A 25,537-nucleotide genomic window follows, 5' to 3' on the forward strand; every position below is an offset into this window, starting at 1 on the left:
TGTAAGAAAACACGACTTTCAGGAGCGTTAAGCGTGAAAATCAGCGTTAGGAATCTTGAGCCGACCAAGGTGAAGCTCACCGTCACCGTCGACCCGGAGGAGTTCGAACCCTATCTGGACGAGGCCCGCAAGGAGATCGCCAAGCAGGCGAACATCCCCGGCTTCCGCAAGGGACATGTGCCGGCGAAGCTCATCGAGCAGCGTTACGGATTCGCCGGCATCGCCGGTGAGGCCGTGAACAACGCGGTGCCGGAGCTCTACTCCAAGGCGCTCGAGGAGAAGAAGATCCGCCCGATGGCCCAGCCCGAGCTGGACGTGCAGGAAGTCCCCGCCTCCTCCAAGGACGAGACCAAGCTGAAGTTCATCGCCACCGTGGAGCGTCGCCCGGAGATCAATCTGCCGAAGCTCGACGGCATGGAGATCGCCATCGCCAAGCCCGAAGTCAAGGATGAGGACGTGAACGCCCGCCTTGAATCCCTGCGCCAGCGTTTCGGCACCCTCGTGGGTGTGGACCGCCCGGCCGCCAAGGGCGACTTCGCCAACATCGACCTGGACGCCCAGATCGACGGCGAGTCCGTCGACTCCCAGGAAGGCGTGAGCTACGAGCTCGGCTCCGGCACCATGCTCGACGGCTTGGATGAGGCCCTCGAAGGCCTGTCCGCCGGCGAGGAGACCACCTTCGAAGGCACGCTGGAAGCCGGCGAGCACGAGGGCGAGAAGGCCCAGATCAAGGTGAAGGTCAACTCCGTGAAGGCCGAGGAACTGCCGGAGCTGGACGACGAGTTCGCCCAGGAAGCCTCCGAGTTCGACACCCTCGAGGAGCTCAAGGAAGATATCCGCAAGAACGCTGCCGACGCCGCCAAGGGCCGCCAGGCCACCGACGCCCGCGACGCGTTCATCGCCAAGCTGCAGGAAGAGCTGGAGATCCCTGTGCCGAAGGGCGTCAAGGCCTCCATGGTCGAAGAGCACCTCAAGGGCATGACCCCGGATCCGGAGAAGGCCACCAAGGAGCAGAAGGCCGAGGCCGAGGAGCAGGTCGAGAAGGAACTGCGCGACCAGATGACCCTCGACGCTCTGGCCGAGATGCTGGACGTGCAGGTCTCCCAGGCCGACGTGTTCAACTTCCTCGCCTCCATCGCCCAGCAGTACGGCATGGATCCGAACAACTTCATCCAGGCAATCGTCCGCAACGGCCAGCTCGGCTCCGCCGTGCAGGAAGTCGGCCGTTCCAAGGGCCTGCTCGCCGGCATGCGTGCCGTGAAGTTCACCGCCGACGGCGAAGAGGTCGACCTGTCCGCGTTCCTCGGTGAGGACGACGAAGAGGCCGACTCCGTCGAAGCCGCTTCCGCCGCCGCTGCCGTGGCCGACGAACTGGCCAACGCCGACGCCGAGTGAGCCTGCACTGACTCTGCTGTCATCGACGCTGCTGCCTACAATGCGGCCGACAGCTAGTCACTAGCTTCTAACAAAAGACCGGAACCCGTTATGGGTTCCGGTCTTTTGCTATTGAGCTGCGGTTGTTGTTATGCCGTGCACTCGTTACTCGTCATGCCGAATGCATGTTCTCCGTTATGTCGGCGGTCCTTCTTCTTCGTTATGTTGTCGATTCTTCTCCGTCATGGCGGTGTTCCGTCTTTGTTATGCCGAGCGTATGCTTCCCCCGTCATGCCGAGCGCATTCGAGGCATCTCATCCCGCCACTCCGCTAAGTTCATGTTGATGTTCCCTGACAGCTTCTACCGAGCGCCTGATTCCAACTCGACAATCCTCTGCTCGACCTCACGCAGACGATTGCGCAAAGCCGATTCGATATCGACCCCATCGGCGTCGGCCTGCTGAATGACGCGCAGAATCTGATCGGCGTAATCATCCGGCGTCGGCTGGGATGAGTCTTCGTTGGCATCGGCCCGCAGCATGGCTTTTACGAATAGTTCCGAATCGTCGGCCTTGGCCACACGGTGCACGATCTTCGCCGCGCGAGGGAACGCGCCCTGCGCGTGCGAGATGCCTTCGATGACGGACTTGCGGCGCTTCTCACGCTGCTTCATCTGATTCCACGTCGCCAGCACCTCTTCGGCGGACTCCTCTTTGCCTGCGTTCGCATCATCATCAGGCGCGAACACATTCGGATGGCGGGTGATGAGCTTATCGACCAGACGGTCGCACACCTCATCCAAGGTGAACGGGTCGGTCGCATCCTTCTCGCATACGGCGGCCTGATACAGCGACTGCATGAGCAGATCACCGAGTTCCTCGCGCATGCCTTCGCGGTCGTTCTCCTCAACCGTATCGACGAATTCGTAGGTCTCCTCAAGCAGATTCTTAAGCAAAGTCGTGTTGGTCTGCTTCTCGTCCCACGGGCATCCGCCGGGATTGGCGAGAATCGTCACCAGCACGCGGGTGCGCTCCAACGCGGTCGGTGCTTGGACGACGGGATCAAGCTTCGAACACCGTTCGAATCCTGCGGGCAGTTGGTAATCATCATGTGCTGATTCAGTCATGCAGCCCATACTAATCTCGCCCAAGTAACAGCGCCCATCCGATGGCCTCGATTGGTTGATGCGCCCTTCGTCATGCCGAGTGTCCCTCTCCTTCGTCATGCCGAGCGAAGTCGAGGCATCTCCATCCTCGTCATATCGAGCGTCCCTTTCCCTCGTCATGCAAGTGTTCCCTCCTTCGTCATGCGAGTGTTCCCTTCTTCGTCATGCCGAGCGAAGTCGGGGCATCTCCACCATCCTGTCGTACACTTGTCCCAGCGGATTATGGCGGCGAAACGAGGGCATATGAGCGACAACAGCACGGACCGCAAAGCGCTGGAGGCGCTGGCGAGGGAGTCGCCCCAAGAGCAGATCGCCTATTACCGCAAACCGTTCATGGTGCTGTGGGCCGCCGTGCAGGAGGCGAGCAGCGAACTGTCCGAAGATTACGATCTCTCACCAGAAATGGCCCAACTGTGGGTAGCCGAACGCATGCGCCAAGTCTCCGATTCTCTGGTGGACCGCTTGGCGGAGAAGGCCGCGTCGCGCGGCATCAGCAAATCGAATATCGCCCGCGCCGCCGATGCCAGTCCCGCCAACGCCTTGCGGCGGTTCCCGCGCTTGCGAAACGATGCCGATGCCACCAAAACCCGTCTGCTTATCGACGACGTCCTCGATTCGTTGGAGTAGCCGTAGGCCTGCCCCCTTCTGGTTCTCGGGCTTTAACGTGTTGACTCCTGCGGGCGTGGATGAGTTGCTGTGCGCTATCACGCCGTCAACGGTGATGGATAACCCGTGTGTGTATGATTCGGCAGTTACTGCCGATTCGCCCACGTTGAAAATCCATCTCCCGTGGATAAGCTGCCATTTACTATCGGAATGTCCACGTTGAGGGCTGGGCCTCGTGGATAAGATGTCATTGAATACCGGAACACCTACGCTGATGGACTATACGTGGGCCATACCGATCGCGCGGGTCTTCCGCCGGTTCATCCAATCGGATCGCCTTGGGATGACGATCCGTGTGAGAGCGACCTGATCGATTGCCAGATAGTGCTTGATTTGTACGCCCAGATCAAGGGCGATGAGTCCGAAGAGACGATGAAGCGAGCCTATGCTGAATGCTTCTAGAGTCTGGGAGCTGATGATTCTGAATCGTGTATCGACGTGGAATCGCCGGCTTTCGTGCATGCGGCTGATGAGTGGGTGACATTCGACTTCACCGACGAAGATGGGCTGACGCCGCTGGAATACGTGGTGGCCCACGCGGCGGAGCTTGCCGCATCCGAGCCGCGGTTGACCGCCGAATGCATTCGTATGGCGAAGTCCGTCTCGACGACGCACAGCGAGAGCGTGTGCGTTTGGTGCGCGACCGGTGCAGGGCGCTGACGATTCTGGGTGACTGCATGGTGCGTTGGGAAGAGCTGGCCGCGTCGATTTATTATGCTCCGATTCGGACGAATCCGGCTGAGCTTTTGGTGGGATTGTTCGATTTCGGTGCCGATGCCGCGATGCTGGATCCTGGCATTGGGCGCAACCTGCTGATTGGTGTGTTCCTTGACGCATGGGCCGCTTTGCCGCATCGCGCCTATGGCGGTCAGACTCCTGAGGAGGCCGGTGAACGCCTGCCCATCATCGACCCCAACGACCCGCTGTTCGACTGAGCCTGCACGGGTTTGGCTGCCCGGAATGTTGGAAACGTGCAGCAAAACCCCTGTTTCATGTTGGAAAAGTGGCAGGCGACGGGCTATTTTGTGTTGGAAAATGTGCACGCTGAGATGATTGGGTATGGTTGAAGGGCGTGACAACACAGTGAAAGAGTGCTGATATGGCGTTGAGAATGACGGATGACGAGTTCGCGGCCGCAGTCGAGGAGGCGTTGGATTCGATTCCCGAACGGTTCCGCGAAGTGCTCGACAATGTGGGCATCGCCATGGCCGACGAGCCGAACGAGCGCGAGCTCGCCTCCATGTGCGGCTCCCACGGCGAGTTGCTGGGGTTGTATGAAGGCGTGCCGATCACGCAGCGCACCACCAGTTACGGCGGTGTGATGCCTGACATCATCACCATCTTCAAAGGCCCACACGAACGCGTCTGCTCCACCCGCCAGCAGCTCGTCCGCCAGATCGGCATCACCGTGATCCATGAAATCGGCCACTACTTCGGCCTCGACGACGACTACCTCCATTCGCACGGGTACTGATATGGATACGGGTGTGTGCATTAGATCGGCTGGATCCGCTGGCGCAAATCGGGAATAGAGTGGGTGTAAATCAGGAATAGAATAGGTGTAAATCGGGAATAGAAAGCGTGTTAATCTGGATTAGATGATGCCATAAGTTGAAGGAAAGGCGACTCGATGATTCCGCGGGCTATTACGCCGACCATGATTCGGCAGTTTCAACAGTTTCCTATCCTTACTTTGACGGGCACAAGGCAGAGCGGCAAAACTACGTTGATTCGTGAACAGTTTCCCCAGTATGATTACGTGTCGTTAGAGAATCCCGATGCGCAAAGTCTCGCTGTGAATGATCCCCGGACGTTTCTTGCCAGATACAACAACCATGCCATATTCGATGAGGCGCAGCGTGTGCCGCAGTTGTTCTCTTACCTGCAAGGCATCGTCGATGAGCGGGGGCAGGAGCCGGGACAGTTCATATTATCCGGATCTCAGAATTTTCTGCTGATGCAAGGCATCTCACAGTCATTGGCCGGGAGGGCAGCGGTTCTTCACCTGATGCCGTTGTCTCATAGCGAGTTGGCGAATGCTGGCATGGGCATGGATATGTGGGTTCGCAGAGGCGGTTATCCGCGAATTTACGACATTGGTCTTGATCCTATTGACTATTTTCCGAACTACGTGTCTACGTATGTGGAGCGGGACGTCCGTGAAGAGTTGGGTGTGCGTAAGCTGTCCCAATTCCGCGACTTTCTTGTGCAGTGCGCAGTTCGGGTCGGCGAGGTGGTCAACTATAGCGCCATGGCTTCCGCTTGTGGCGTCGACGCAAAGACCGTCGAGGAGTGGATTTCGATGTTGGAATCCAGTTTCATCGCCTTCAGGTTGCACCCTTACCATAAGAACTTCGGCAAACGATTGATCAAGGCGCCGAAACTGTATTTTTATGACACTGGATTGGCTAGTTATCTACTCGATCTGGAAAGTGATGATGAGTTGATGATGAGCAAGTATCGTGGCCCTCTGTTTGAGAACGCCGTGGTATCGGAAATTATGAAGGCGTATGCCGTGCGTGGAAGAACTCCACGCTTGTACTATTGGCGTGATGATAAACAGCAGGAAATCGACTTGATTATCGAGAAGGGCGGGGTCGTTCGCTATGCAATCGAAGTGAAGGCTTCTGCGACGTATGATTCGCATGCTTTCGCCACAATTTCAAAGTTGTCCGAAATCATGGGATTGGATTTGGCACAACGCATCGTGGTGTACGGTGGGCGTGACTCTATGGAAACCTCTTTCGGAAGACTGCTGACCATCGGTGATATACCGCAGCTGACATTATGATTGTGAGAAGACCGGGCTTGTGATGCGAGGCGGGGCGGCCGCTGCTTCGGCCTCGACGACGATTCCCTCCATTCGCATGGATACTAGTTGTTGTGGATGATGGTTTGTTCTGGTTTGCAGCCGATTTCTACGATGCGCCAGAGCTTGTGCGGGTCTTTCTCGTTCATAGCAGCACCGCGTCCTTGAATACGGCGTTGCGGAACGGTCCATCATTGAGTTCGCTCAGCTCGTACATGTCCACATCTTTGCCGGATTTCTCTCGTAGTTCTTCGGCCATGGCGAATACGTTCAATGGGCTGAATCCGGGATTGCCTTCCAGCAACACGTCGATGTCTGAAGTCGATGTGGCCTCGTTACGCGCGTAGGAGCCGAACAAGCGTGCCGATTTCATGCCGTAATGCGACAACATGGGAACGATGAGCTCGCGAAGTTCATCATGGCTGTATACATGTGAAATCATGACGACTCCCTCGTGCCGGAAGCTAACCTACCCTCATATTAGTGGTGCGCAAAATCTTGGACACTACCTGATGAGTTCTAGGTTTTAATAAGCAAATGATTGTGTTTAAATGTGATATTTGCAGAAAAATGCAAAAATGCCGATTTTTATGATATAGTTAGCTTGTCAACGTAGAGGAGGGCGACATGCTTATCGATTTCAGTTTTGAAAACGTGACGAGTTTTCGTGATGAGCAGGCCTTCTCTATGACGCGTGACGCACGTTTTGTCGAAGAAGGTGGTCCGTCGATTTCGACGGTGACCGCAGTGTATGGCGCCAATGCTTCCGGTAAATCCAATTTCCTATATGCGCTGCATTCCATGCGCGACATGGTGGTGACGAGCTATAGCGCAGGCGACGGAACGTCGGACATCCATCGTGACCCGTTCCTGCTGCGAGAGAATCCGAACGATGCTGATACCGCATTTTATGTGAGCTTCATCGCGACTGACGGACAAAAATACCGTTACTGGTTCCGTTTTGACGATCACGTGATTCACGAGGAAGAACTGTCGGTATATAAGATCATGGATGAAGAGTCCGGCAAACTGTCGACGCATCCCTCCCGACTGTTCGCCCGAAATGAGACAGTGTTGGAGTTCGGACCGTCTTTTCGCGGTCCCAAAGCGCAAGTGAAGAAAACCGTCGAGCTGCGTCCCAACGCACTGGCTCTCTCCGCTTGCGCCGCCGCTGGCATTGAATGCACGCAGTCTGCGTTCGAGTTTTTCTCCACGGGTTTTGGATATTACGGCGGGGGAGGATTCGACAAAGAGTATCCCTTCATACTGGAACAGTTCAATCAGCAAAACGACTTTTCGAAGAAGCTTGCAGCATTGGTGAAGTATGCGGACTTCGGCATCAGCGGACTGCGAAGCGTGCCTGTGGAAGTGGACGCCAATATGTTCGAGCGGCTGAAGCACAAGTTCGTAGAGGAACTTGGAGCCGATGAGCAGAAGCTGGAGAAACTGTTCACACCGCAACAGCAGACGCGATTGATGTTCCGGCATGGCGGAGAGCGGTCTTTCGCCATGCTGGGTGTGGAACAGGAATCGGACGGCACCTTGGCGGCGCTTGCGTTCTTTTCGCTTGCGTTGAGAGTGCTGTCGCGTCCTTCCGTCACCCTGGTGGATAAGATCGATACGAGTCTGCATCCAACTTTGGTGAAGGAACTGGTGTCGTTGTTCGTTGATCCGCAGACCAATCTACATGGTTCGCAACTGATTTTCACCACGCATGACGCGTCGTTAATCAATGTGACCGGAACCGCTGACCGCCTTATCGATCCCGACCAGATACGGTTGGTGGAGAAGAACGGCGATGGCGCTTCGGAGATTTACCCCGTGACCGATCTCAAAGTGCGCAAGGGCGAGAACATCGGCAAGAACTATCTCAACGGTGTGTATGGAGCGACTCCGCGCCCGAACTTCCATGAGGCGTTTGCTGAGATGATGAGCTTGGAACACTGAGAATAACGACTTCTTGCACAGCAAAGATGCCAGTCGCTGACAGATGCAATGGACGGTTACGGATAATTTGAAACGTGAGTTTTTATCCGAGAATGCGGTACATTGTTCCGAGCCTTTGAGTTCCGTTGATAGCGCTCCAGGAATCCGGGTGTCGTCACGTGGCGAAGGCATTGCTTGAAAGGTTCACCTTCTTCTATCATGAGACTCATGATGGCTGCAGAGAAACTGAAGTTTTGTATTGTTCGGGTTCCTTATCCCAACCCATACAGTCCAGACAAAGATGGTGCACCTTCAAACTCGGAAGAATACAGGGAAGTCTTTGAGTATGAAATCGACCACGATCGAGATGCTTGGATTGCTCCGAAAACCAAACTGGAAGAAGTGACTGCTGAACTGACGCAAGCTAAGCGGCGTTTATTCACATGGCCGACGGTGTATATCGTGTGGTTTAAGTCCAAGGCTTCGGATGATGATCAACGCAGGGACAAATGGTGTGTGTATGTTGGGGAAACGCAGCATATCCACGAGAGAACGATGCAACATGTACAAGCCTCCAGCAAAGACAATTGGACAATTACGGATGACGAGGTGCTGTCCAATGTTGAGTCTGTGACTCAAAAAATTGTGAAATCTAGATTGGCTGAAGAGCAGCAAGCAGATGATTGCATAAACGAGGCGCTACGTGACCAACGGAAAGTCAATCAATACGTAATTTGGGAAAGTCATTTCAATAAGTCTTTAACGTTGGATGTGGAGAACAAGCTTATTGATTACATGAAATCGATAGACGATATTCATTGTCTCAATGGCCGGGGGAATCCTCAAGATCAGTATTTTACATCCGCATATCTTGATGACATTGTTTCGGGTGCATGGAAAAGACTTGTATCCGCCGACAAAGAAGGGATTTTCCCTCCAGAGGAACAGATTTGGCAGTCGTCTCTGTACAAGGTATCGCCTTTCCACAAGCTTGGAAAGGAACAGAATAGGGCTTTACAAGGTATTGTTTCTATAAGCGAGGATGTGCTTGAGAAGTGGACAGAGCCAAAGGACACTCAGCTAATTCTTGTTGGAGGTGCTGCTGGTACAGGTAAGTCGATTTTGCTGAGCACGCTGTTCTATGAGTTGTCGCTCAAGCTGGGACATCAACCGGACTATGAGACAGATTCCTCAGCTAGGGTTCATCTGCTGGTGAATAACGATGATCAAATGCGGGTTTATGATGACATGGCTTTAAAACAAGGGCTTCAGAAGAAGTCCGGACAATGTGTTTCGCGCCCGACGGCTTTTATTAATGAACGTTCCCGTAGCGTGGGGAAATCGTCCTTCGACTATACGCAGGTGACATCGGATATAGCTGATGTGGTACTTGTGGATGAAGCGCATCTATTGTTTACACAGAAATCGCAAAATGGTATTGAAAGCCATCTGCACGAGATTTTGCGTCGTGCGAAGATTGTGATTGCTGTGTTCGACCCGGAGCAGATTATGCAACGCAAACAGTGGTGGCATCAAGATGTGCTTCGTGAACTAGCCGAAGCTCCGATAATCGATCTGCCAAGTGATGAACGAATGTCTCTAACTGGGGCTTCATATCTTGAATTAACCGGGCATTATTCAAATGCGCGTGTCAACAACGGTGAAGTACAAGTGATTACGGATAGATATTCGGTGCACCAGATTGAACTGACTGAACAGTTTCGTATACAGGCTAATGCGGAAACCATTAAGTGGATTGATTCGCTTGTTCAGCCGGATGAATCGGGAGAAGTGCCTTTTCCTTGCGTATCGATTCCAGCGGATTATAGTCCCGCGATCCAAGTGGAAGATGAGGACGCTCGTATTCAGGATGAGGTGAAATTAGGATATCGGATACGAGTCTGTTCGTCTCCTAATGTTTTGTTTGACTCCATTCGTCTGTGCGGTGATGACCTTCTTGCTGCGCAAAACCAGATGTTGAAGTCGACGCCGAAAAACAAGAAGAAATCGAAAGTGGCAGTGAGACCAAGGGATTTGTGCCGTGTGGTTGCTACATTCGATTGGCCATATGATCCTAAGAACAAAAAAGGAAGTGTGGCACTCGTCAAGGACGTCTCGGGGAATTGGGTTATTCCCGAGAAAGAAAATGAACACTCTACATATGACAGAGGGGCCGAATTCTTTGAACGGCCATGGAACCGTGCTGTGAATGATGATGCTCCCAAAGTTCGGCATTCTACCAAAGAGGCATGGTCGAGTGCTGATTTTTCTCGTGATGAAATAGGCTCTTACTTCACGATTCAAGGATTTGATTTGAACTATGTTGGTGTAATTATTGGACCATCGGTGCGATACGAGAACGGACACATCATATTCGATCCGGGGAAAAGTTGTGACCGAGGCGTTTCCTCTGATCGCATCGATTTGAAAGGTGATGAAAAACTGGCAGCATTCAAAAAAGCATGTTTGCGTAGGCAATTGGGGGTTCTCTTGAAACGTGGCGTGCATGGACTGTATTTATTCGCGGTAGATTCCGCTCTGCAGAATAAGTTGCGTGAAGCGGCTTTGGAAAATAACTGTTATCTGGACAAGGTGAGGGGCCTAATGTAGGGAATAAGAATGGTGTGATAAGACGGTATTCGCGTAATATCTGCTTACAAAGATTGCAGACATATGGCTGGTTGTTTGAATCATGATTGTGTGTTGTTTTGAGCTAGGCGTGCAAGCATGACGCAACGGTTCAAACCGTGGTTCAGTATTGAACAGCAGATGACGCGCATCGAGGTGCGCGGTTTACACATGTTATGGCGTTGTATTGGTTCGATAATGCGTTGCGCGCCACGCTGTTCGCATCGATGGAGAAAATCGAAATCGCGCTGCGCGTGCGCATCGGCCATGTGCTCGGCGCGCGCGATCCGCTGGGCCATATCCATCCCGAAGCGTTGCGGCCGAACCTGAGCCGTAACGGGTGGGAGCGGTTCGTGCGTAACTATGAGAACTCGCGGCGCAACAGCGACGAGGACTTCGAAGGCCACTACGGTGCCGACTTTGACGGCGAACTGCCCGTATGAGCGGCGGTCGAACTGCTGCCGTTCGGCGATCTCAAACATCTGTACGGGTATCTACGCGATGAGGACCGCGGCGCAATCGCCAAAACGCTTGGCGTGAAAGCCAACACGTTGGACGCTTGGCTCGACCCGTTGAACGACCTGCGCAACGCGTGCGCGCATCACCGTCGCATCTGGGATCGCGAATTCGAACTGAACGGCAAACCCATCACCACGGAACACGTCATCGACATCGTCGCCATGCTGTTGCACGCGCTGGGGGATCGCGGTCAACTCAACATCTTGCGCGACTGCGTGCAATCCTTCCCAGCCGACCTGCCCAACAACGTGAACGCGCCCCGCATCGCTTGGCCTGATGTATAAATCCTATAAGAACAAACCGGGGTAGAGTTCGTTGATCGCCCAAACGACGCGGTCAGTATCATATGAGGAGAGTCTGCCGACTGGGCCGTCATCGAGAAACACGTCGCGCGGAATTCGGAGCAGCTGAGAGCAGCGCACTGCACTCGGCTTCGATAGTCCCGCCTCTTGCCAATCTCGCAACACTACATAACCAGGCTCATCGCGCCAAGTATTCCCCGTGACTTTGGTGACCAAAGCCACACGCGTCCCGTCATTCCACTCAAGAATGACACTCGGCCGATTTTTGAACTTACCCGGCTTGTCGGGAAATGCGAACGGAACCCACCAGATATCGAATTGTTTGGGCTCAGTCATCGTCATCATCCCAGCCTTCGGGCAGTACGACTCCGCCGTTTACGACTTTGGGGGTGACTATGCGCGGATCGTCCATGTTGAACTTCACGATAGGGTAGCCGTCAGTATCACGCGTGAACGGACGCTGGGCGGCCTTCGGAGTGAACGGCAATCCATTGTCGACAATCGACTGGCGAAGAAACATGTTGACTGCGGTGGACAGATTCAGTCCCATCGATTCATAGAGGCGACTGGCCTCGACTTTGACCGCATCGTCCACATTGACAATTACTTTAGCCATAATGACCTCCTATCAATATTTTATTCATATATAATACATATGTTGCATATATCATTGAACTTCAATTGGTTGGTCGTGTCTATTTGTGAGTTGCCGTTGATGACAGCAGTAACCTCCAAGTTTCCTTGTAGAGGCCGGGCTCGGGGGCTCCTGTGTTATCTGAGGAAGCGCGCGTTTAGATATGTTGTTGTCAGAGTGCGCGATATTCCGCTTGAGCTTGCCACAGCGAATGTCTATCAGACCATACAATGGTGGGCATGCAGTTTCTTATCTTGTGCGTTGTGGCGCTGATCATCTCATCCATCGGATTCTACCGGTTCGTGTGGTTCATCTCGTTGGGCTACGGATTCTCCATGGCGGGCATCGGCATCGCGCTGCTGGTCATGTTCGGCATGGGCGGCTCACTCACTTGGGTGACGACGATTATGGCAGCGCTGCTCATCGTCTACGGACTGCGGCTCGGCGGATACCTGCTGATACGTGAACAGCGCAGCGCGGCCTACCAGCGCACGATGAAGAACGAGATCAAAGACGGCTCCAGCATGAACCCGATCCTCAAAATCATCATCTGGATGGTATGCGCGCTGCTGTACGTGTGCGAGGCATCGCCGCTGCTGTTCCGACTGCAGAACCACGCGCCCACGGACGCGGTCGCCATCATCGGCATGATCATCATGCTGCTCGGCATCGTGTTGGAATCGGCGTCGGACTACACGAAGAACCGTTTCAAGAAAACACATCCGCAACGCTTCTGCGACGTGGGCCTGTTCCGTCTCGTGCGCTGCCCGAACTATCTGGGCGAAGTGCTCACCTGGACGGGCATGTTCGTCTCCGGCGTCACCGCCCTCGACGGCGTATGGCAGTGGCTGGCCTCCATCGCCGGATGGGTGTGCATCGTATGGATCATGTTCGGCGGCGCGCGCAGACTGGAACTGCGCCAGAACAAGAACTACGGCAGCGACCCCGAATATCAGGCGTACGTATCCACAACACCGATTCTCATCCCATTCGTGCCGCTGTACAGCGTCGCGAAATACAAGTGGTTGGTGGGGTAGCGACGTTTCGAACTGGGACATGGTGAAGCAGTCGCGGGGGCGCGTTTGCTTCAACAGGGGTATCGAGTGCCGGAATTGGCCCGCGCCACTGCCGCACCAGCGCCAGTCATTATGCGAATAGCGTCATCGGAGACCCGGCCATGTGAAGCGGAGTATGTTTGCTGAGCTGATTGGAGGGGTTATGTCTTTGAACGTTGAACAGAAGGCTGCGACGAGACGGGAATTCGTGCGGAATTTCGAATTGGTGGGCGTGACGCCTGCACAGGTGGCGGCCGATCTTGGTGTGAATGAGCCTCGAATCGAGGACGTCATGAACCTACGTAATGTGCGGCATCTTGAGGATGCTTGGGTATTGCGTCGGTATCTCATGGCGAAAGCGGCGCAGCAGGGCGTTGAACTGGTAGCGTTCACCGCGCTTCGCGGGAAGCCGGAGGATTACTGGTTTCTCGACGCGGATCGTGTGAACGCCATGATGCTTGACTGAGCGGAGCATCCGTATATCCAGTTGGCACTTAAGTCGTCCAGTTGGCACTTGCCCAGACGATGCTGATTAAAGCAATGGCGGAATGGCGGTAAGCCTACTGGTCGATGTCGGAAATCAGGTGCCAACTGGACGACTTAAGTGCCAACTGGATTGCATTCACCGATGTGCTGCCGGTTATTCGTCCGTTCAAGGCACTGTGGCATTGCAGGCGGTGGGCCACGAACAGGAATCATGATGACCGGAGGGCGCTTCGCTTGGAAAGAGGCAGGGAATGCTATGAAATCTTTGGCGTATACTGATATGTTCAAGTGAAAGTCAGTGGAGGTGCGCGCATGGATGTCATGGATGTGGCGGATTTCTTCATCGCAACGGCGAATGAGGGTAACCCCGAAGAAGATGACGGCATGACGAACATGAAGCTCAACAAGTTGTTGTTCTTCGCGCAGGCCGCCAGCTTGCAGCGCTTTGGAAAGCCATTGTTCGACGCGCCTTTGGAGGCGCGGAAGTATGGCCCTGTGGTCAAAGATGTATATCGGACGTTCAGTGGGTATCAGCGTGATGCCATCGCCAAAGTCGCGCGTCCTTTTGACTGGAAAACCTTGGATCCGGAAGTTCTACAGTTGCTGTGCGACGTGTATCGCACTTACGCGAGGGATTATTCGGCTATCGGTTTGATGCGGATGACGCATAAGCCGGGTACGCCGTGGAGTCAAGCGTACGAAGAACACAAGAATAATGTCATTTCATGCGAGTCCATTCGTGAGTGGGTCAATCAGACACCATTGATGATCGACGAAACGTCAGTGTCGGATTCTTTGGTTACCGTGGCGGAGCTAGACCAGCATGGGCACCCGTTCCTTCCAGAGGGATGGGAAGACGATGATGACTGATGTTCGCCCTTGGCAGGTCCGCAGAGTCTGGTTCCCGTACCGTGAAGATCCCAGCAGAGGCAAGAATCGACGCGTCGTAGTCAAGGAAGTCACTGATGATAACTGTGTGGTGATTTACGTGACCAGCAAGATTGAAAAGAGTCACTTTCCGGATTTCATGTTGCTGAAGGACTGGAATGAAGAGGGATTCGACAGAGCATCCGCAGTGAGATGGAATCGTCTGTTGAAAGTCCCTATCAGCGCATTTGGAGAACATCTCGGTGATCTGTCTCCGTATGATCGCTTGGAATTGCAGATGCGATACCAGCTCCGCTGATCCATTGGAATAATGGGAGGGTATGCGGATATGGCTGAATCGTTTTCGCAGAAGGTGTATGACGTGGTGCGTCGGATTCCGGAGGGCAAGGTCGCCACATATGGGCAGGTGGCGGCGCTTGCGGGCGCGCCACGGTCGGCGCGGTTCGTGGGGTTCGCACTGCATTCCAATCCCGAGCCGGGCGTGATCCCATGCCATCGTGTGGTGTTCCGTGACGGATCGCTCGCACCCGGATTCGCATTCGGTGGTCCCGACGTGCAGCGGGAACTTTTGGAAAACGAAGGCGTCATCTTCATACCGCCCAGCGAACAATCCAGAGAATCCGCCGGCGCGGACGGCTGGCGCGTGGATCTGAGTCGCTGCCAATGGGATGCCTGAAACGTCTTTATCCGTTTAGCCGGCTCCATGGCTCCGCTTGTTCTCTGATTCCGAGGGGTATTTTTGATGGAAAACGCAAAAATACCCCTCGGAATCGATGCGAAGCGACATGTGGGGGAAGCCGAGTCGTCTCGTGATCCTATGAGGGTACGCGTACAAAGGCGTCAGCTGAGCTTGTCGAGCTGTTTGAGGAGCGAATCGACGTGGCCGGTGGCGCGCACGTTGTATCGGGCGAGCAGCACTTGGCCATTGGTGTCAATCACGATCGTCGAGCGAAGCACGCCGACATGGGTTTTGCCGTAGAGTTTCTTCTCGCCGTATGCGCCATAGAGCTTATGCACGGCGAGATCCATATCGCTCAGCAGCGGGAATGTGAGATGGTCGCGTTCGCGGAACTTGGCGAGCTTCTCCGGTGAATCCTTGGAGATGCCAAGCACCGTATATCCGGCCGCGGTGAGACGGTTGAGATTGTCACGAAAATCACAGGCCTGCTTCGTGCAGCCGGGCGTCATCGCGGCGGGGTAGAAATACACGATCACGCGTTTGCCTTCGGGCAGCACGTCGGAAAAGCGCACGGTGGTACCGTCATCCGCGGGAAGTGCGAAATCCGGCGCGGTCTGGCCTGGGGTTAGACGGGCGGAGAGTTGAGAATCGGAAACGTTCTGTGTGTCTGGTGTTGCGCTCATAAGGCCAGTGTAGACGCTCATAGGGCGGTTGTGCGGATGTGGCTGAGATCCCTCGACTTCGCTCGGGATGACGGAGCGAGTTGCTCGGGATGGCGGAGGGAGAGTGTGTTTTCCGTCATCCCGAGCGAAGTCGAGGGATCTCCTGCTGAATCAGAGCTTCCGGTTAAGACAGCGGAAAGCGTCTGCGCGTCAGGACGCGTAGGTCTGATCGAGAATCTCGTCCAAATCGGCGATGCGCTTGATTTTGGCATCGGGGCGCCAAATCGGATGGCCCTCTGCGACGACCAGATCCGGATGCTCCAATACACGCAAATCCTCCAAAGGATTGCCGTTCGTCACCAGCAGGTCGGCGGCGCGGCCGGCCGAGATCGAACCGGTGACATCCTCCACGCCGAGAATCTCCGCGTTCACGGTCGTCGCCGCATGCAACGCCTCGGCGGCGGTGAATCCGCCACGTTTGACCAGCAGATCCAACTCGCGCCATGTGCCATACTGTGTGACGAACGTCATCGCCGCATCGGTGCCCACGCCCACACGCAATCCCGCCTCGCGCGCCTGACGTGCGCCCTCAAGCATGCCCGCGACCACGATGCGCGAATTCTCCAACTGGATGTCCGTGATGCCGGACACCGACTGATCGACATCCAACAAGGGCAGCGCGGCGCTCAATGTGGGGATCAACGCCGACCAACCGCGCAAAGCGTTCGGATTGTTCAGGAACAACTCGATAAGGTCGTCGTTCAACACTGCGCCATGTTCGATGGTGTCCACGCCGGCGAGCAGCGCGCGGCGCACGCCTTCAGTGCTTTGCGCGTGCGCGGCGACGATCACGCCCGACTCGTGCGCGGCATCGCAGATCGCACGCATCTGCTCCACGGTCATCTGCGGAGAACCCGCCTCGCCCAGTTCCTGCGCGTCCGTCACGCCTCCGGTCGCCGCGATTTTGATCGCGTTCGCGCCATGCGAGATATTCTCCAACGTGTTCGCCCGCGCGGCGTCCTCATCCGGGCAGACCAGCGCGATCAGCGGCGCGCCGTGACCTTCGGGAATCGCCAGCAGAGGACCGGACGCCAACAGACGCGGTCCGACGATCTCGCCCGCGTCGATACGGTCGCGCAACGCCACTGCTTCATACCCCACATCACCCAAGGTGCGTAGGGTCGTCACACCGGAACATAGCTGCGTCATCACACTCGACTTGGCTTTCGCCGCGATATACGGCCGGCCCAATGGAGAATGGGCGAACGCGGCCACGCGACGCTGCCCGGTCGGCGTCGCCAGTTTGGGATTGATCGGCTTGCCACCGGAGAACAGATGCGCGTGCGCGTTGATCAGGCCCGGCATCACGGTTTTGCCGGTCGCGTCGAGCATATGGTAGTCGGACGGAATCGGCGTGGACAGGCTGGGGGAGACCTGCTCGATACGTCCGTTCGCGCCGACGATGACGGTCATGTCGTTCAGTGTGGTGCCTTCGGCATCGCCGGTGACCAGCGTGGCGTGCGCGATGGCGAATGGTTCGATGATGGTGGATGGTGCTGCGCTCATGTCAGGCTCCTTTGCGTTCGGCGGCTGCATACCAGTCTAGTCTCGTTGCGGGGAGATCCCTCGACTTCGCTCGGGATGACGGAAGGGGCGGCTCGGGAAGACGGGGAACGTTGGCTCGGGAGTACGGTATGGGGTTGCGTACAGTGGCGGGTATGAGGATTGTTTTGCAACGAGTGAGCGCCGCGTCGGTGGATGTGATGGATGAGACGACCGGTGAGCGGGATGCGAGCTTTGAGCCACGGTCCATCGGCGAAGGCTACGTGCTGCTGGTCGGCGTGGACGACGAGGACAGCGACGAGCAGGTGGCATGGCTGGCCCGTAAAATCGCCAACCTGCGCGTGTTCGAGGACGAGAACGGCAAGATGAACCGCTCCATTCACGACGTCGGCGGCGAAGTGCTGTCCATCTCGCAGTTCACGTTGTTCGGCGACGTGCGCAAAGGCAACCGTCCGAGTTTCATCGCTGCAGGCAAACCCGAGCACGCCGAGAAGGTATGGCGTCGATTCGGCGACGCCCTGCGAGCCGAAGGTCTGACTGTGAAAGAGGGCAAGTTCGGCGCGCATATGCGTGTGAGCCTCACCAACGACGGGCCCGTGACCATCGTGATGGACACCGACCAGCTCATGCGCAAGGCGTGATGTGCACATGCGTACGCTGGCCGCCGAAAAAGCGCGAAACCGCGCCCGCCGTCGCTTGAAGGCGGTAGGCTAGACACTGTTTGAAAACATAGAAGGAGAACCACGGTGAGCAATATGTTTGCAACCGCCCCGGTCATGGCCGGCGACGAGGCGCCCGCGGGCCCCGCCGATCCGATCTTCAACCGCCTGCTGAAGGACCGCATCATCTGGATGGGCGAAGAGGTCAAGGACGATATGGCCAACCGCATCTGCGCCCAGCTGCTCATGCTGGCCGCCGAGGACCCGAAGAAAGACATCTGGCTGTACATCAACTCGCCCGGCGGCTCGATCACCGCGGGCATGGCCATCTACGACACCATGCAGCTCATCGAGCCCGACGTGGCGACCGTGGGCCTGGGCATGTGCGCCTCGATGGGCCAGTTCCTGCTGAGCTCCGGCACCAAGGGCAAGCGCTATCTGACCAGCCACGCCCGCGTGCTCATGCACCAGCCGTCCGGCGGCATCGGCGGCACCACCACAGACGTGCGCATCAACGCCGAACTCATCATGGATATGAAGAAGACGCTCGCCGAACTCACGGCCGAGCAGACCGGCCACACGGTGGAGGAGATCTACCGCGACAACGAATACGACCACTGGTTCACCGCCCAGGAGGCGCTGGACTACGGTTTCGTGGACCAGGTGATCACCACACGCGACTCGATGAAGAAGGGGGAGTGACCCATGGCAAGTGAGGAAGCGAAGTTCGCCGCACGCGCCGACCGTCTCGCCGGCCCCACCGGCGTCATAGGCTTCATGCCGTCCGCGCGCCGCGAGGCCGCGTTCGCGCCGCAGAACCGGTACGTGCTGCCGCAGTTCGAGGAGAAGACCCCGTACGGCTTCAAGCGTCAGGATCCCTACACCCGTCTGTTCGAGGACCGCATCATCTTCATGGGCGTGCAGGTGGACGACACCTCCGCCGACGACATCATGGCCCAGCTGCTCGTGCTCGAATCGCAGGATCCGAACCGCGACGTGATGATGTACATCAACTCGCCGGGCGGTTCCATGACCGCGATGACCGCGATCTACGACACCATGCAGTACATCAAGCCCGACGTGCAGACCGTGTGCCTCGGCCAGGCCGCCTCCGCCGCCGCGATCCTGCTCGCCGCCGGCACCAAGGGCAAGCGACTGATGCTGCCGAACGCGCGCGTGCTCATCCACCAGCCGGCCATCGACCAGGGCTTCGGCAAGGCCACGGAGATCGAGATCCAGGCCAAGGAGATGCTGCGCATGCGCGAATGGCTGGAGAACACGCTCGCCAAGCACACCGGCCAGGATATCGACCGCATCCGCAAGGACATCGAGGTCGACACCTTCCTGACCGCGCCGCAGGCCAAGGAATACGGCATCGTGGACGAGGTGCTCGAACACCGCCAATAGATCCCGCGTCCGCGCCCCACGAACTGCGCACGACCTTTACAAGCGATACCCCTGACCCGACTGGGTTCAGGGGTATCGTTGTTTCTCGGGCATCAACGGATGCGCTCAGATAGGGCGTATCGTGACGGTGCCCGGTGCGGTGCGGGACGGCACGGCGCGAAACGCGCGAGGCAAGACGAAGGAGACGGTCATGGGACGTGTGGTGAGCTACAACGAGGACATCCCACGTTGCACCTTCTGCGGCAAAACCGAACGGCAGGTCAAGAAACTCGTCGCCGGCCCCGGTGCGAACATCTGCGACGAATGCATCACGCTATGCGTCGACATCATCTCCGAGGAACGCCAGCGCGACGCGCAGCTCAACGCGTTGAGCCTGCCGAAGCCCGTGCAGATCAACGACTATCTGGACCGGTACGTGGTCGGCCAGCAGTCAGCCAAGCGTGCGCTGTCCGTGGCCGTGTACAACCATTACAAGCGCGTCAATATGGAACTGCGCGAGTCCGCGGACGAACTGGAAGGCGCGGACGACGACAACGCCGCCAAAGCGCGCGCCCGTCAACGCCGCATCGCCCGACGCAACGACCCCTTCGCCGAAGTGGAGGTCGCCAAGTCGAACATCCTGCTTATGGGACCCACTGGCGTGGGCAAAACCTATCTCGCCCAGTCGCTCGCCCGCGTGATGAACGTGCCGTTCGTCATCACCGACGCCACCACGCTCACCGAGGCCGGCTATGTGGGCGACGATGTGGAAACCGTGCTGCAACGCCTGCTGCAGGCCGCCGACGGCGACGTGAACCGTGCCCAGCACGGCATCATCTACATCGATGAGATCGACAAAATCGCCCGCAAGTCGGGCGAGAACACGTCCATCACGCGCGATGTGTCCGGCGAGGGCGTGCAGCAGGCGCTGTTGAAGATCCTCGAAGGCACCATCGCCTCCGTGCCGCTGGAAGGCACGCGCAAGCATCGCGAACAGGACACCGTGCAGATGGACACGCGCGGCGTCCTGTTCATCTGCGGCGGCGCGTTCGTGGGGCTCACCGACATCATCAAAACCCGTCTCGGCCGGCGCTCCAGCGGTTTCGGCGCGGCCTGGCATGACCATGAGATCAAGGACGAGGAGCTGCTGAGCCAGGTGAGCGCCGACGATCTGGCCGAATTCGGCCTGTTGCCGGAATTCATCGGCCGTCTGCCGGTGATCAGCGTGCTGGAGGAGCTGACCGCCGACGATCTGGCGCAGATCCTTACCCAACCGGCCAACGCCCTGACCAAGCAGTACCGCAAGCTCTTCGCCGTGGACGGCGTGGATCTGGCGTTCACCGATGAGGCCGTCCGCGCCATCGCCGAAACCGCCATCGCGCAGGGGACGGGCGCGCGTGGCCTGCGCTCCATCATCGAACGGACCCTGCAGGAGACGATGTTCCAACTGCCCAGCATGGAGGATGTGCGGCAGGTCATCGTCGACGAAGCCTCCGTCAGGGGCGAGGGAAGCCCGAAACTGCTGCGCGAGGCCGTCGACGACCTGCCCCGCAGGCGCGTGGCCTGACGGTATGACACGCCGACTTGCGATGTGGCTCAGCATGTGTATTATTGTTCGAGTTGCCTGAACGGCTTCAAGTTCAGACGGCATGCGCGAGTAGCCCAGCGGATTAGAGCAGCTGACTACGGATCAGCAGGTCGCAGGTTCGAATCCTGTCTCGCGCACTCCCGAACCACGGGGATAACAGTGGTATGCGCGAGTAGCCCAGCGGATTAGAGCAGCTGACTACGGATCAGCAGGTCGCAGGTTCGAATCCTGTCTCGCGCACCAGACGAAACCCTTGGGAAACCAAGGGTTTTTTCAGTTGTAGTCCATAACGATGCCGTGAAAGGTGAGTCGCCTGATGAGCGTGTACGACTTCGATACCATCCTGGAACGCCACGGCTCCTCATCCGCCAAATGGCATCAGATCGTGGAGGAGATGGGGCACGGCAACGAGGACGTGGTGCCGCTGTCCGTGGCGGATATGGAGTTCAAGCCCGCTCCCGAAATCGTCGAGGCCATCGTCGAGGCGGCCACGCATGACGTGTTCGGCTACGATTACGCGACCGACGACTATTTCGCCGCGTTCACCGGCTGGATGGCCCGCCGCCACAACCTCGCCGTTGACCCGGACGCCGTGCGCCTGTCCGACGGCGTGATGCCCGCAATCAACACCGTCCTGCGCGCCGTCACCCATCCGGGAGACAAAGTCATCATCCAACGCCCGGTCTACTATCCCTTCACTTTCGCCTGCGAACGCAACGGTCTGACCATTCTCGACAACACACTGCGCCTAAGCGACGAAGGCCGCTACGAGATGGACTTCGACGATCTCGAAGCCAAGGCCGCCGACCCGCGCTGCACCGCGATTCTGCTGTGCAATCCGCACAATCCCGTCGGCCGCGTATGGACCGCCGACGAGCTCAGGCGCGTGGGCGACATCTGCCTGGAACACGGTGTGACCGTGCTGTGCGACGACATCCACGCCGACTTCGCCCACCCGGGGCATCGCACCGTCATGTTCTCATCATTGGGGGAGCGGTACGCGAACAACGCGTTCGAATTCACCGCGCCGACCAAAACCTTCAATCTAGCCGGTCTGCTGTGCTCGAACGCGATCATTCCGAACCCCGAGCTGCGCCGCCGCTTCGACGTGGCCGCCGAGAACATCGGCGGGCTGACCGTCAGCCATTTCGGTCTGGTCGCCTGCCAGGCCGCCTACAACCACGCCGAGCCATGGCTGGACGAGCTGATGGTCGTGCTGCAGCGCAACCTCGGCGTGATCCGCGATTTCGCGGCACGCACCGACGGCATCCGTCTGATCGAACCCGAAGGCACGTATCTGGCCTGGCTCGACTGCCGCGGACTCGGATTCGAAACCCCCGAGGCGCAATGCGAGTTCCTGCGCGGCAAGGCCCGTGTGTTCCTCGACGAAGGCTCGATGTTCGGCCAATGCGGCGACTATTTCGAGCGGGTGAACCTCGCATGCCCCACCGCGCTGCTGGAGCGGGTGCTTGACCGGTGGGGCAAGGCCCTGTCCGAACGCTGACGCGCGTCCAGTGACGATGCCATGGCGGATGGAGGATCGCCCCGTCATGGAGAAGCCGCCGGCATGCCAGCCATGCGAGACGACGGCGTGTCGTTCCACCGGGTAAGCCCGGGGCGGAACGTCCCTACGCGGTCCGTACAATGGAACGGATCTAAGGAGCGGCGATGAGCGTGAACACCACCATGACAGGCACCCCGAGCATGTGGGAAAGGATCCGGCGCGTAGCCGCCTCCGACCGCATATCAGGCCTGATCATGCTGGGATTCGCCCTCGCCGGTCTGGTGCTCGCCAACCTGCCGTGGACCGCGCACCTGTTCGAGACGATTTCGGAGACGCAACTGGCGATTCCGTACACGAATATCGACCTGCCGCTCGGCCATTGGGCGCAGGACGGTCTGCTCACCATCTTCTTCCTGATGGTCGGCCTGGACCTGAAGCAGGAACTCACCACCGGATCGCTGTCCAATCCCAAAGCCGCCGCCGTGCCCATGCTGTGCGCCGTGGGCGGCATGCTGGTGCCTCCGATCCTGTTTTTGTCGGTGACCGCCCTGTATTCGCGGTTCGCGCCGCCCGGGCCCGGACTGGAGCAGATCGCCAACGGCTCCGTGTTCTCATTCAGCGACATCGCGCAAGGGTGGGCCGTTCCCACCGCCACGGATATCGCCTTCTCGCTTGCGGTGCTGGCATTGTTCGCCAAAGCGCTGCCGGGCTCGATTCGCGCGTTTTTGATGACGCTCGCCACGGTCGACGATCTGCTGGCCATTATTTTGATCGCCGTGTTCTTCTCGTCGCTCAACGACTGGTATTGGTTCCTTGGCATCGTCGTATGCGCCGTCGTGTGGGCGCTGCTGGTGCGTATGCGCCGCGTGCCGTGGATCGCCGTCGGCTGCGTGGGCATCCTCGCCTGGGTGATGATGTTCGAGGCCGGCGTGCATCCGACGCTGGCCGGCGTGCTGGTCGGTCTGCTCACTCCGTCGCGTGAGATGTACGGCGAGGCCAGTCCGCGCGCCGAACGTTATCACGACAAGCTGCAGCCGTTCTCCTCGTTGCTGGCCTTGCCGATTTTCGCCCTGTTCGCCACGGGCGTGCATTTCGACGCGCTCACTCCCGCGCTGATGGTCTCACCGGTGGTGGTGGGCATCATCGTGGCGTTGGTGGTCGGCAAGCCTCTGGGCATTATGATCACCGCCTGGGTCACCACACATATCGGCGGATTGAGTCTGCCGCGTGGGCTGCGCGTGCGGGATCTGCTGCCCGCCTCATGCGCGTGCGGCATCGGTTTCACCGTGTCCTTCCTGATCGCCTCGCTGGCCTATACGGATGCGGAGCTTTCGGCGGAGGCCCGTTTCGGTGTGCTGATGGCCTCGCTGATCGCGGCCGCCATCTCCGGTGTGCTGCTACACCGCCAATCCCAACGATACGAGGCGGAGCAGGCCTCTGAAACGGAAGGCAAGCGGAGCCTTGAAGCGATGTCCGAACAGGTCACCACACTGTCGGACGGCACGCAAAGCGTGACCATCGAAGCGTTCACACAGGAACAGTTGGCGCAGATCAAAGCGCGAAAACTACGGGAGAAAATACGCCAAAGGAGGCATGATGACCGAACATGAGACGCAATCGCCGTTAGGCAGCACCTATCACCGCGGTCCGGTGATTATGCGCGGCGACATGATTCCGCAGGAGAGCACCACCGCGAATCTGTTGCGCTCCGACCAGAACGCCGATTGGCTGCATATGGATCCATGGCGTGTGCTGCGCATCCAGTCCGAATTCGTGGACGGCTTCGGCGCGCTGGCCGAACTCGGTCCCGCGATATCGGTGTTCGGCTCCGCGCGCGTGCAGGAGCAGGATCCGGACTATCAGGCGGCGCAAACCATGGGAGAGCTTATCGCGCGGCAAGGAATCGCCGTGATCACCGGTGGAGGTCCCGGCATCATGGAGGCGGCCAACCGCGGTGCCGCCATGGCCGGCGGACGATCCGTGGGATTGGGCATCGAACTGCCCCAGGAACAGGGCATCAACGAGTGGGTGAACCTCGGTATGAGTTTCCGCTACTTCTTCGTGCGCAAAACCATGTTCGTCAAATACTCATCCGGCGTGATCATCTGCCCGGGAGGATTCGGCACTTTGGACGAGATGTTCGAACTGCTCACCCTTGTGCAGACGCATAAGGTCACGTCCATGCCGATCGTGCTGTTCGGGCGCGACTACTGGCAGGGATTGTTGGACTGGCTGGCGGGAGAGGTCAGCGGGCGCGGTATGATCGCGCCCGTAGATCCGCATCTGGTCACGGTCACCGACGATCCCGAAGAGGCTGTGCGCGTCGCCGTCAGCGGCATCCGTTAACGTTTGACGGCGATCACCATGCCGGTGCCGTCGGGTGTGAGCGTCGACTCGAATTCCTCATTGGCTTCCAACGATTCGAGGAAGGCACGCATCGCCACGGTTTTCTCACTGCGGTCGGCCGCATCGAGCACGCCGCCCCGCGCCAGCACATCGGTGAACACGATGGCGCCACGCTCGCTCAGCAGTCGCGGCGCCTGGTCGAGCGTCGCCTGATAGTTGGCCGCGTCGCCCGACACCACGATCAGGTCATAGTCGTTCGCGTTCAGGCGTGGCAGGAACACGTTCACGTCGGCGTTCACCGCGCGCAGCGAGGTCTGGGTCTCATCCTCCAGCGTATGGAAGATGTTGCGGATCATCGCGATGCCCTGCGCGGAGGAATCCACCGCGGTCAGCTGGCCGCCATCACGCAGGCCCTCCAACAGTGCGAGCGTCTCCACCAACGAGCAGGTGCCCACTGCGATCACGGACTGCGCGCCGGTCAACGTGACCATAAGCGACAGCAGTTCGGCCTGGGCCGCGGAAGTCTGCGGTGCTCCCGCCTGCTCCGCGGAGGCGCGAACCTCGATAAGCGCCTGGCTTTGGTGGGCGAAGGCACGGTCTTCGGCGAACTCCCATGTTTTGGCATGATTCGTGTGCTGCATTCTATCCATAAATCCTCACTCTACTGCTTCTTTTCGGCCAAGCGCGCGATACGCGGG

The 25,537-nt window shown here is 57.9% G+C and carries 26 protein-coding genes, 2 tRNA genes and 1 pseudogene; 22 read left to right on the top strand and 7 right to left on the bottom strand.

Annotated features, from left to right (window positions below; all coding sequences use genetic code 11):
- The first annotated feature begins 33 nt into the window (after nucleotides 1-33).
- The gene (gene tig, locus BE0216_RS00525) at nucleotides 34-1,395 is read left to right on the top strand and encodes a trigger factor (protein WP_094636391.1); all 1,362 of its coding nucleotides are present in this window, start codon (nucleotides 34-36) and stop codon (nucleotides 1,393-1,395) included.
- Nucleotides 1,396-1,735: 340 nt separating this feature from the next.
- Here the strand turns inward: tig and BE0216_RS00530 are convergent, their stop codons facing one another.
- Entirely contained in the window at nucleotides 1,736-2,500 is a 765-nt protein-coding gene (locus BE0216_RS00530) for a MazG nucleotide pyrophosphohydrolase domain-containing protein (protein ID WP_094636472.1), read from the bottom strand.
- A gap of 282 nt (nucleotides 2,501-2,782) precedes the next feature.
- On the opposite strand from BE0216_RS00530, the gene BE0216_RS00535 reads away from it, so the two are divergent.
- From BE0216_RS00535 to BE0216_RS00550, 4 genes are all read left to right on the top strand, one after another.
- A complete protein-coding gene (locus tag BE0216_RS00535) occupies nucleotides 2,783-3,166 on the top strand; it encodes a transcriptional regulator (RefSeq protein ID WP_094636390.1) in 384 nt (127 codons plus the stop codon).
- 617 nt (nucleotides 3,167-3,783) lie between these two features.
- Nucleotides 3,784-4,140 (top strand): hypothetical protein, encoded by a 357-nt coding sequence (locus tag BE0216_RS00540; RefSeq protein WP_143249275.1) that lies wholly within the window; start codon nucleotides 3,784-3,786, stop codon nucleotides 4,138-4,140.
- 170 nt (nucleotides 4,141-4,310) lie between these two features.
- A complete protein-coding gene (locus BE0216_RS00545; protein ID WP_094636471.1) occupies nucleotides 4,311-4,679 on the top strand; it encodes a metallopeptidase family protein in 369 nt (122 codons plus the stop codon).
- Nucleotides 4,680-4,835: 156 nt separating this feature from the next.
- Nucleotides 4,836-5,996 (top strand): ATP-binding protein, encoded by a 1,161-nt coding sequence (locus tag BE0216_RS00550; RefSeq protein WP_094636386.1) that lies wholly within the window; start codon nucleotides 4,836-4,838, stop codon nucleotides 5,994-5,996.
- Nucleotides 5,997-6,159: 163 nt separating this feature from the next.
- Here the strand turns inward: BE0216_RS00550 and BE0216_RS00555 are convergent, their stop codons facing one another.
- Nucleotides 6,160-6,456: a nucleotidyltransferase family protein gene (locus tag BE0216_RS00555; RefSeq protein WP_211279907.1), complete on the bottom strand. Its 297-nt coding sequence runs from the start codon at nucleotides 6,454-6,456 to the stop codon at nucleotides 6,160-6,162.
- A 185-nt stretch (nucleotides 6,457-6,641) separates the two neighbouring features.
- On the opposite strand from BE0216_RS00555, the gene BE0216_RS00560 reads away from it, so the two are divergent.
- The 3 genes and pseudogenes from BE0216_RS00560 to BE0216_RS11915 all read left to right on the top strand — a co-directional run.
- Nucleotides 6,642-7,961, top strand: a complete 1,320-nt coding sequence (locus tag BE0216_RS00560) for an AAA family ATPase (RefSeq protein WP_094636385.1) — start codon at nucleotides 6,642-6,644, stop codon at nucleotides 7,959-7,961.
- Nucleotides 7,962-8,168: 207 nt separating this feature from the next.
- Entirely contained in the window at nucleotides 8,169-10,550 is a 2,382-nt protein-coding gene (locus BE0216_RS00565; RefSeq protein WP_158217183.1) for a DNA/RNA helicase domain-containing protein, read from the top strand.
- 179 nt (nucleotides 10,551-10,729) lie between these two features.
- Nucleotides 10,730-11,371: pseudogene (locus BE0216_RS11915) on the top strand (Abi family protein); the annotation flags it as partial.
- A 3-nt stretch (nucleotides 11,372-11,374) separates the two neighbouring features.
- Here BE0216_RS11915 and BE0216_RS00580 read toward each other — a convergent pair.
- Complete coding sequence (locus BE0216_RS00580; protein WP_226805658.1) at nucleotides 11,375-11,725, bottom strand: type II toxin-antitoxin system PemK/MazF family toxin; 351 nt, start codon at nucleotides 11,723-11,725, stop codon at nucleotides 11,375-11,377.
- Nucleotides 11,718-12,005: a type II toxin-antitoxin system RelB/DinJ family antitoxin gene (locus BE0216_RS00585; protein WP_094636380.1), complete on the bottom strand. Its 288-nt coding sequence runs from the start codon at nucleotides 12,003-12,005 to the stop codon at nucleotides 11,718-11,720. Before BE0216_RS00585 ends, BE0216_RS00580 begins: the two co-directional genes overlap by 8 nt.
- Before the next feature lie 257 nt (nucleotides 12,006-12,262).
- Here BE0216_RS00585 and BE0216_RS00590 point away from each other — a divergent pair, with 257 nt between their 5' ends.
- From BE0216_RS00590 to BE0216_RS00610, 5 genes are all read left to right on the top strand, one after another.
- A complete protein-coding gene (locus BE0216_RS00590) occupies nucleotides 12,263-13,060 on the top strand; it encodes a DUF1295 domain-containing protein (RefSeq protein ID WP_094636469.1) in 798 nt (265 codons plus the stop codon).
- Between the two features lie 154 nt (nucleotides 13,061-13,214).
- Nucleotides 13,215-13,544 (top strand): DUF2316 family protein, encoded by a 330-nt coding sequence (locus BE0216_RS00595; protein ID WP_094636379.1) that lies wholly within the window; start codon nucleotides 13,215-13,217, stop codon nucleotides 13,542-13,544.
- Between the two features lie 332 nt (nucleotides 13,545-13,876).
- On the top strand, nucleotides 13,877-14,434 hold the full coding sequence (locus tag BE0216_RS00600; protein WP_094636378.1) for a Panacea domain-containing protein: 558 nt from the start codon (nucleotides 13,877-13,879) through the stop codon (nucleotides 14,432-14,434).
- Nucleotides 14,424-14,750, top strand: coding sequence for a hypothetical protein (locus BE0216_RS00605; protein ID WP_143249274.1), 327 nt, complete (start codon nucleotides 14,424-14,426; stop codon nucleotides 14,748-14,750). The genes BE0216_RS00600 and BE0216_RS00605 overlap by 11 nt, the downstream gene beginning before the upstream one ends.
- 30 nt (nucleotides 14,751-14,780) lie before the next feature.
- Nucleotides 14,781-15,128, top strand: coding sequence for an MGMT family protein (locus BE0216_RS00610; RefSeq protein ID WP_169714249.1), 348 nt, complete (start codon nucleotides 14,781-14,783; stop codon nucleotides 15,126-15,128).
- 164 nt (nucleotides 15,129-15,292) lie between these two features.
- On the opposite strand, the gene bcp is transcribed toward BE0216_RS00610, so the two are convergent.
- Together bcp and BE0216_RS00620 are read right to left on the bottom strand one after the other, a co-directional pair.
- Nucleotides 15,293-15,814 (bottom strand): thioredoxin-dependent thiol peroxidase, encoded by a 522-nt coding sequence (bcp, locus tag BE0216_RS00615; RefSeq protein WP_169714248.1) that lies wholly within the window; start codon nucleotides 15,812-15,814, stop codon nucleotides 15,293-15,295.
- A gap of 189 nt (nucleotides 15,815-16,003) precedes the next feature.
- Nucleotides 16,004-17,359: a metal-dependent hydrolase family protein gene (locus tag BE0216_RS00620; RefSeq protein WP_094636375.1), complete on the bottom strand. Its 1,356-nt coding sequence runs from the start codon at nucleotides 17,357-17,359 to the stop codon at nucleotides 16,004-16,006.
- Between the two features lie 152 nt (nucleotides 17,360-17,511).
- Here BE0216_RS00620 and dtd point away from each other — a divergent pair, with 152 nt between their 5' ends.
- The 9 genes from dtd to BE0216_RS00665 all read left to right on the top strand — a co-directional run bounded on the left by dtd (nucleotide 17,512) and on the right by BE0216_RS00665 (nucleotide 24,839).
- On the top strand, nucleotides 17,512-17,997 hold the full coding sequence (dtd, locus tag BE0216_RS00625) for a D-aminoacyl-tRNA deacylase (protein WP_094636374.1): 486 nt from the start codon (nucleotides 17,512-17,514) through the stop codon (nucleotides 17,995-17,997).
- 105 nt (nucleotides 17,998-18,102) lie between these two features.
- A complete protein-coding gene (locus BE0216_RS00630; protein WP_094636373.1) occupies nucleotides 18,103-18,717 on the top strand; it encodes an ATP-dependent Clp protease proteolytic subunit in 615 nt (204 codons plus the stop codon).
- A 3-nt stretch (nucleotides 18,718-18,720) separates the two neighbouring features.
- A complete protein-coding gene (locus tag BE0216_RS00635) occupies nucleotides 18,721-19,422 on the top strand; it encodes an ATP-dependent Clp protease proteolytic subunit (protein WP_094636372.1) in 702 nt (233 codons plus the stop codon).
- A gap of 190 nt (nucleotides 19,423-19,612) precedes the next feature.
- On the top strand, nucleotides 19,613-20,968 hold the full coding sequence (gene clpX, locus BE0216_RS00640; protein WP_094636371.1) for an ATP-dependent Clp protease ATP-binding subunit ClpX: 1,356 nt from the start codon (nucleotides 19,613-19,615) through the stop codon (nucleotides 20,966-20,968).
- An 84-nt stretch (nucleotides 20,969-21,052) separates the two neighbouring features.
- Nucleotides 21,053-21,126: transfer RNA gene (locus BE0216_RS00645), tRNA-Arg, on the top strand.
- Nucleotides 21,127-21,155: 29 nt separating this feature from the next.
- Nucleotides 21,156-21,232, top strand: a tRNA-Arg gene (locus BE0216_RS00650).
- A 79-nt stretch (nucleotides 21,233-21,311) separates the two neighbouring features.
- Nucleotides 21,312-22,493, top strand: a complete 1,182-nt coding sequence (locus tag BE0216_RS00655) for a MalY/PatB family protein (protein ID WP_169714256.1) — start codon at nucleotides 21,312-21,314, stop codon at nucleotides 22,491-22,493.
- A gap of 182 nt (nucleotides 22,494-22,675) precedes the next feature.
- Nucleotides 22,676-24,103: a Na+/H+ antiporter NhaA gene (locus BE0216_RS00660; protein ID WP_226805804.1), complete on the top strand. Its 1,428-nt coding sequence runs from the start codon at nucleotides 22,676-22,678 to the stop codon at nucleotides 24,101-24,103.
- A complete protein-coding gene (locus BE0216_RS00665) occupies nucleotides 24,087-24,839 on the top strand; it encodes an LOG family protein (RefSeq protein WP_226805659.1) in 753 nt (250 codons plus the stop codon). Before BE0216_RS00660 ends, BE0216_RS00665 begins: the two co-directional genes overlap by 17 nt.
- On the opposite strand, the gene BE0216_RS00670 is transcribed toward BE0216_RS00665, so the two are convergent.
- Entirely contained in the window at nucleotides 24,836-25,489 is a 654-nt protein-coding gene (locus tag BE0216_RS00670) for an O-methyltransferase (protein WP_094636368.1), read from the bottom strand. The genes BE0216_RS00665 and BE0216_RS00670 overlap by 4 nt on opposite strands.
- Nucleotides 25,490-25,537: the final 48 nt, after the last annotated feature.

Source organism: Bifidobacterium eulemuris, from assembly GCF_014898155.1.
Classification (GTDB): Bacteria; Actinomycetota; Actinomycetes; order Actinomycetales; family Bifidobacteriaceae; genus Bifidobacterium; species Bifidobacterium eulemuris.

Excerpts from the sequence above, each read along its gene's own strand:
- BE0216_RS00595 (WP_094636379.1), top strand. The coding sequence starts at position 13,215 with ATGTTTGCTGAGCTGATTGGAGGGGTTATGTCTTTGAACGTTGAACAG.
- bcp (WP_169714248.1), bottom strand. The coding sequence starts at position 15,814 with ATGAGCGCAACACCAGACACACAGAACGTTTCCGATTCTCAACTCTCC.
- BE0216_RS00665 (WP_226805659.1), top strand. The coding sequence starts at position 24,087 with ATGATGACCGAACATGAGACGCAATCGCCGTTAGGCAGCACCTATCAC.
- BE0216_RS00565 (WP_158217183.1), top strand. The coding sequence starts at position 8,169 with ATGATGGCTGCAGAGAAACTGAAGTTTTGTATTGTTCGGGTTCCTTAT.
- dtd (WP_094636374.1), top strand. The coding sequence starts at position 17,512 with ATGAGGATTGTTTTGCAACGAGTGAGCGCCGCGTCGGTGGATGTGATG.
- BE0216_RS00535 (WP_094636390.1), top strand. The coding sequence starts at position 2,783 with ATGAGCGACAACAGCACGGACCGCAAAGCGCTGGAGGCGCTGGCGAGG.
- BE0216_RS00540 (WP_143249275.1), top strand. The coding sequence starts at position 3,784 with ATGCATTCGTATGGCGAAGTCCGTCTCGACGACGCACAGCGAGAGCGT.
- BE0216_RS00635 (WP_094636372.1), top strand. The coding sequence starts at position 18,721 with ATGGCAAGTGAGGAAGCGAAGTTCGCCGCACGCGCCGACCGTCTCGCC.
- clpX (WP_094636371.1), top strand. The coding sequence starts at position 19,613 with ATGGGACGTGTGGTGAGCTACAACGAGGACATCCCACGTTGCACCTTC.
- BE0216_RS00555 (WP_211279907.1), bottom strand. The coding sequence starts at position 6,456 with ATGATTTCACATGTATACAGCCATGATGAACTTCGCGAGCTCATCGTT.
- BE0216_RS00660 (WP_226805804.1), top strand. The coding sequence starts at position 22,676 with ATGACAGGCACCCCGAGCATGTGGGAAAGGATCCGGCGCGTAGCCGCC.
- BE0216_RS00610 (WP_169714249.1), top strand. The coding sequence starts at position 14,781 with ATGGCTGAATCGTTTTCGCAGAAGGTGTATGACGTGGTGCGTCGGATT.
- BE0216_RS00560 (WP_094636385.1), top strand. The coding sequence starts at position 6,642 with ATGCTTATCGATTTCAGTTTTGAAAACGTGACGAGTTTTCGTGATGAG.
- BE0216_RS00590 (WP_094636469.1), top strand. The coding sequence starts at position 12,263 with ATGCAGTTTCTTATCTTGTGCGTTGTGGCGCTGATCATCTCATCCATC.
- BE0216_RS00605 (WP_143249274.1), top strand. The coding sequence starts at position 14,424 with ATGATGACTGATGTTCGCCCTTGGCAGGTCCGCAGAGTCTGGTTCCCG.
- BE0216_RS00620 (WP_094636375.1), bottom strand. The coding sequence starts at position 17,359 with ATGAGCGCAGCACCATCCACCATCATCGAACCATTCGCCATCGCGCAC.
- BE0216_RS00580 (WP_226805658.1), bottom strand. The coding sequence starts at position 11,725 with ATGACTGAGCCCAAACAATTCGATATCTGGTGGGTTCCGTTCGCATTT.
- BE0216_RS00530 (WP_094636472.1), bottom strand. The coding sequence starts at position 2,500 with ATGACTGAATCAGCACATGATGATTACCAACTGCCCGCAGGATTCGAA.
- BE0216_RS00670 (WP_094636368.1), bottom strand. The coding sequence starts at position 25,489 with ATGGATAGAATGCAGCACACGAATCATGCCAAAACATGGGAGTTCGCC.
- BE0216_RS00600 (WP_094636378.1), top strand. The coding sequence starts at position 13,877 with ATGGATGTCATGGATGTGGCGGATTTCTTCATCGCAACGGCGAATGAG.
- BE0216_RS00585 (WP_094636380.1), bottom strand. The coding sequence starts at position 12,005 with ATGGCTAAAGTAATTGTCAATGTGGACGATGCGGTCAAAGTCGAGGCC.
- BE0216_RS00550 (WP_094636386.1), top strand. The coding sequence starts at position 4,836 with ATGATTCCGCGGGCTATTACGCCGACCATGATTCGGCAGTTTCAACAG.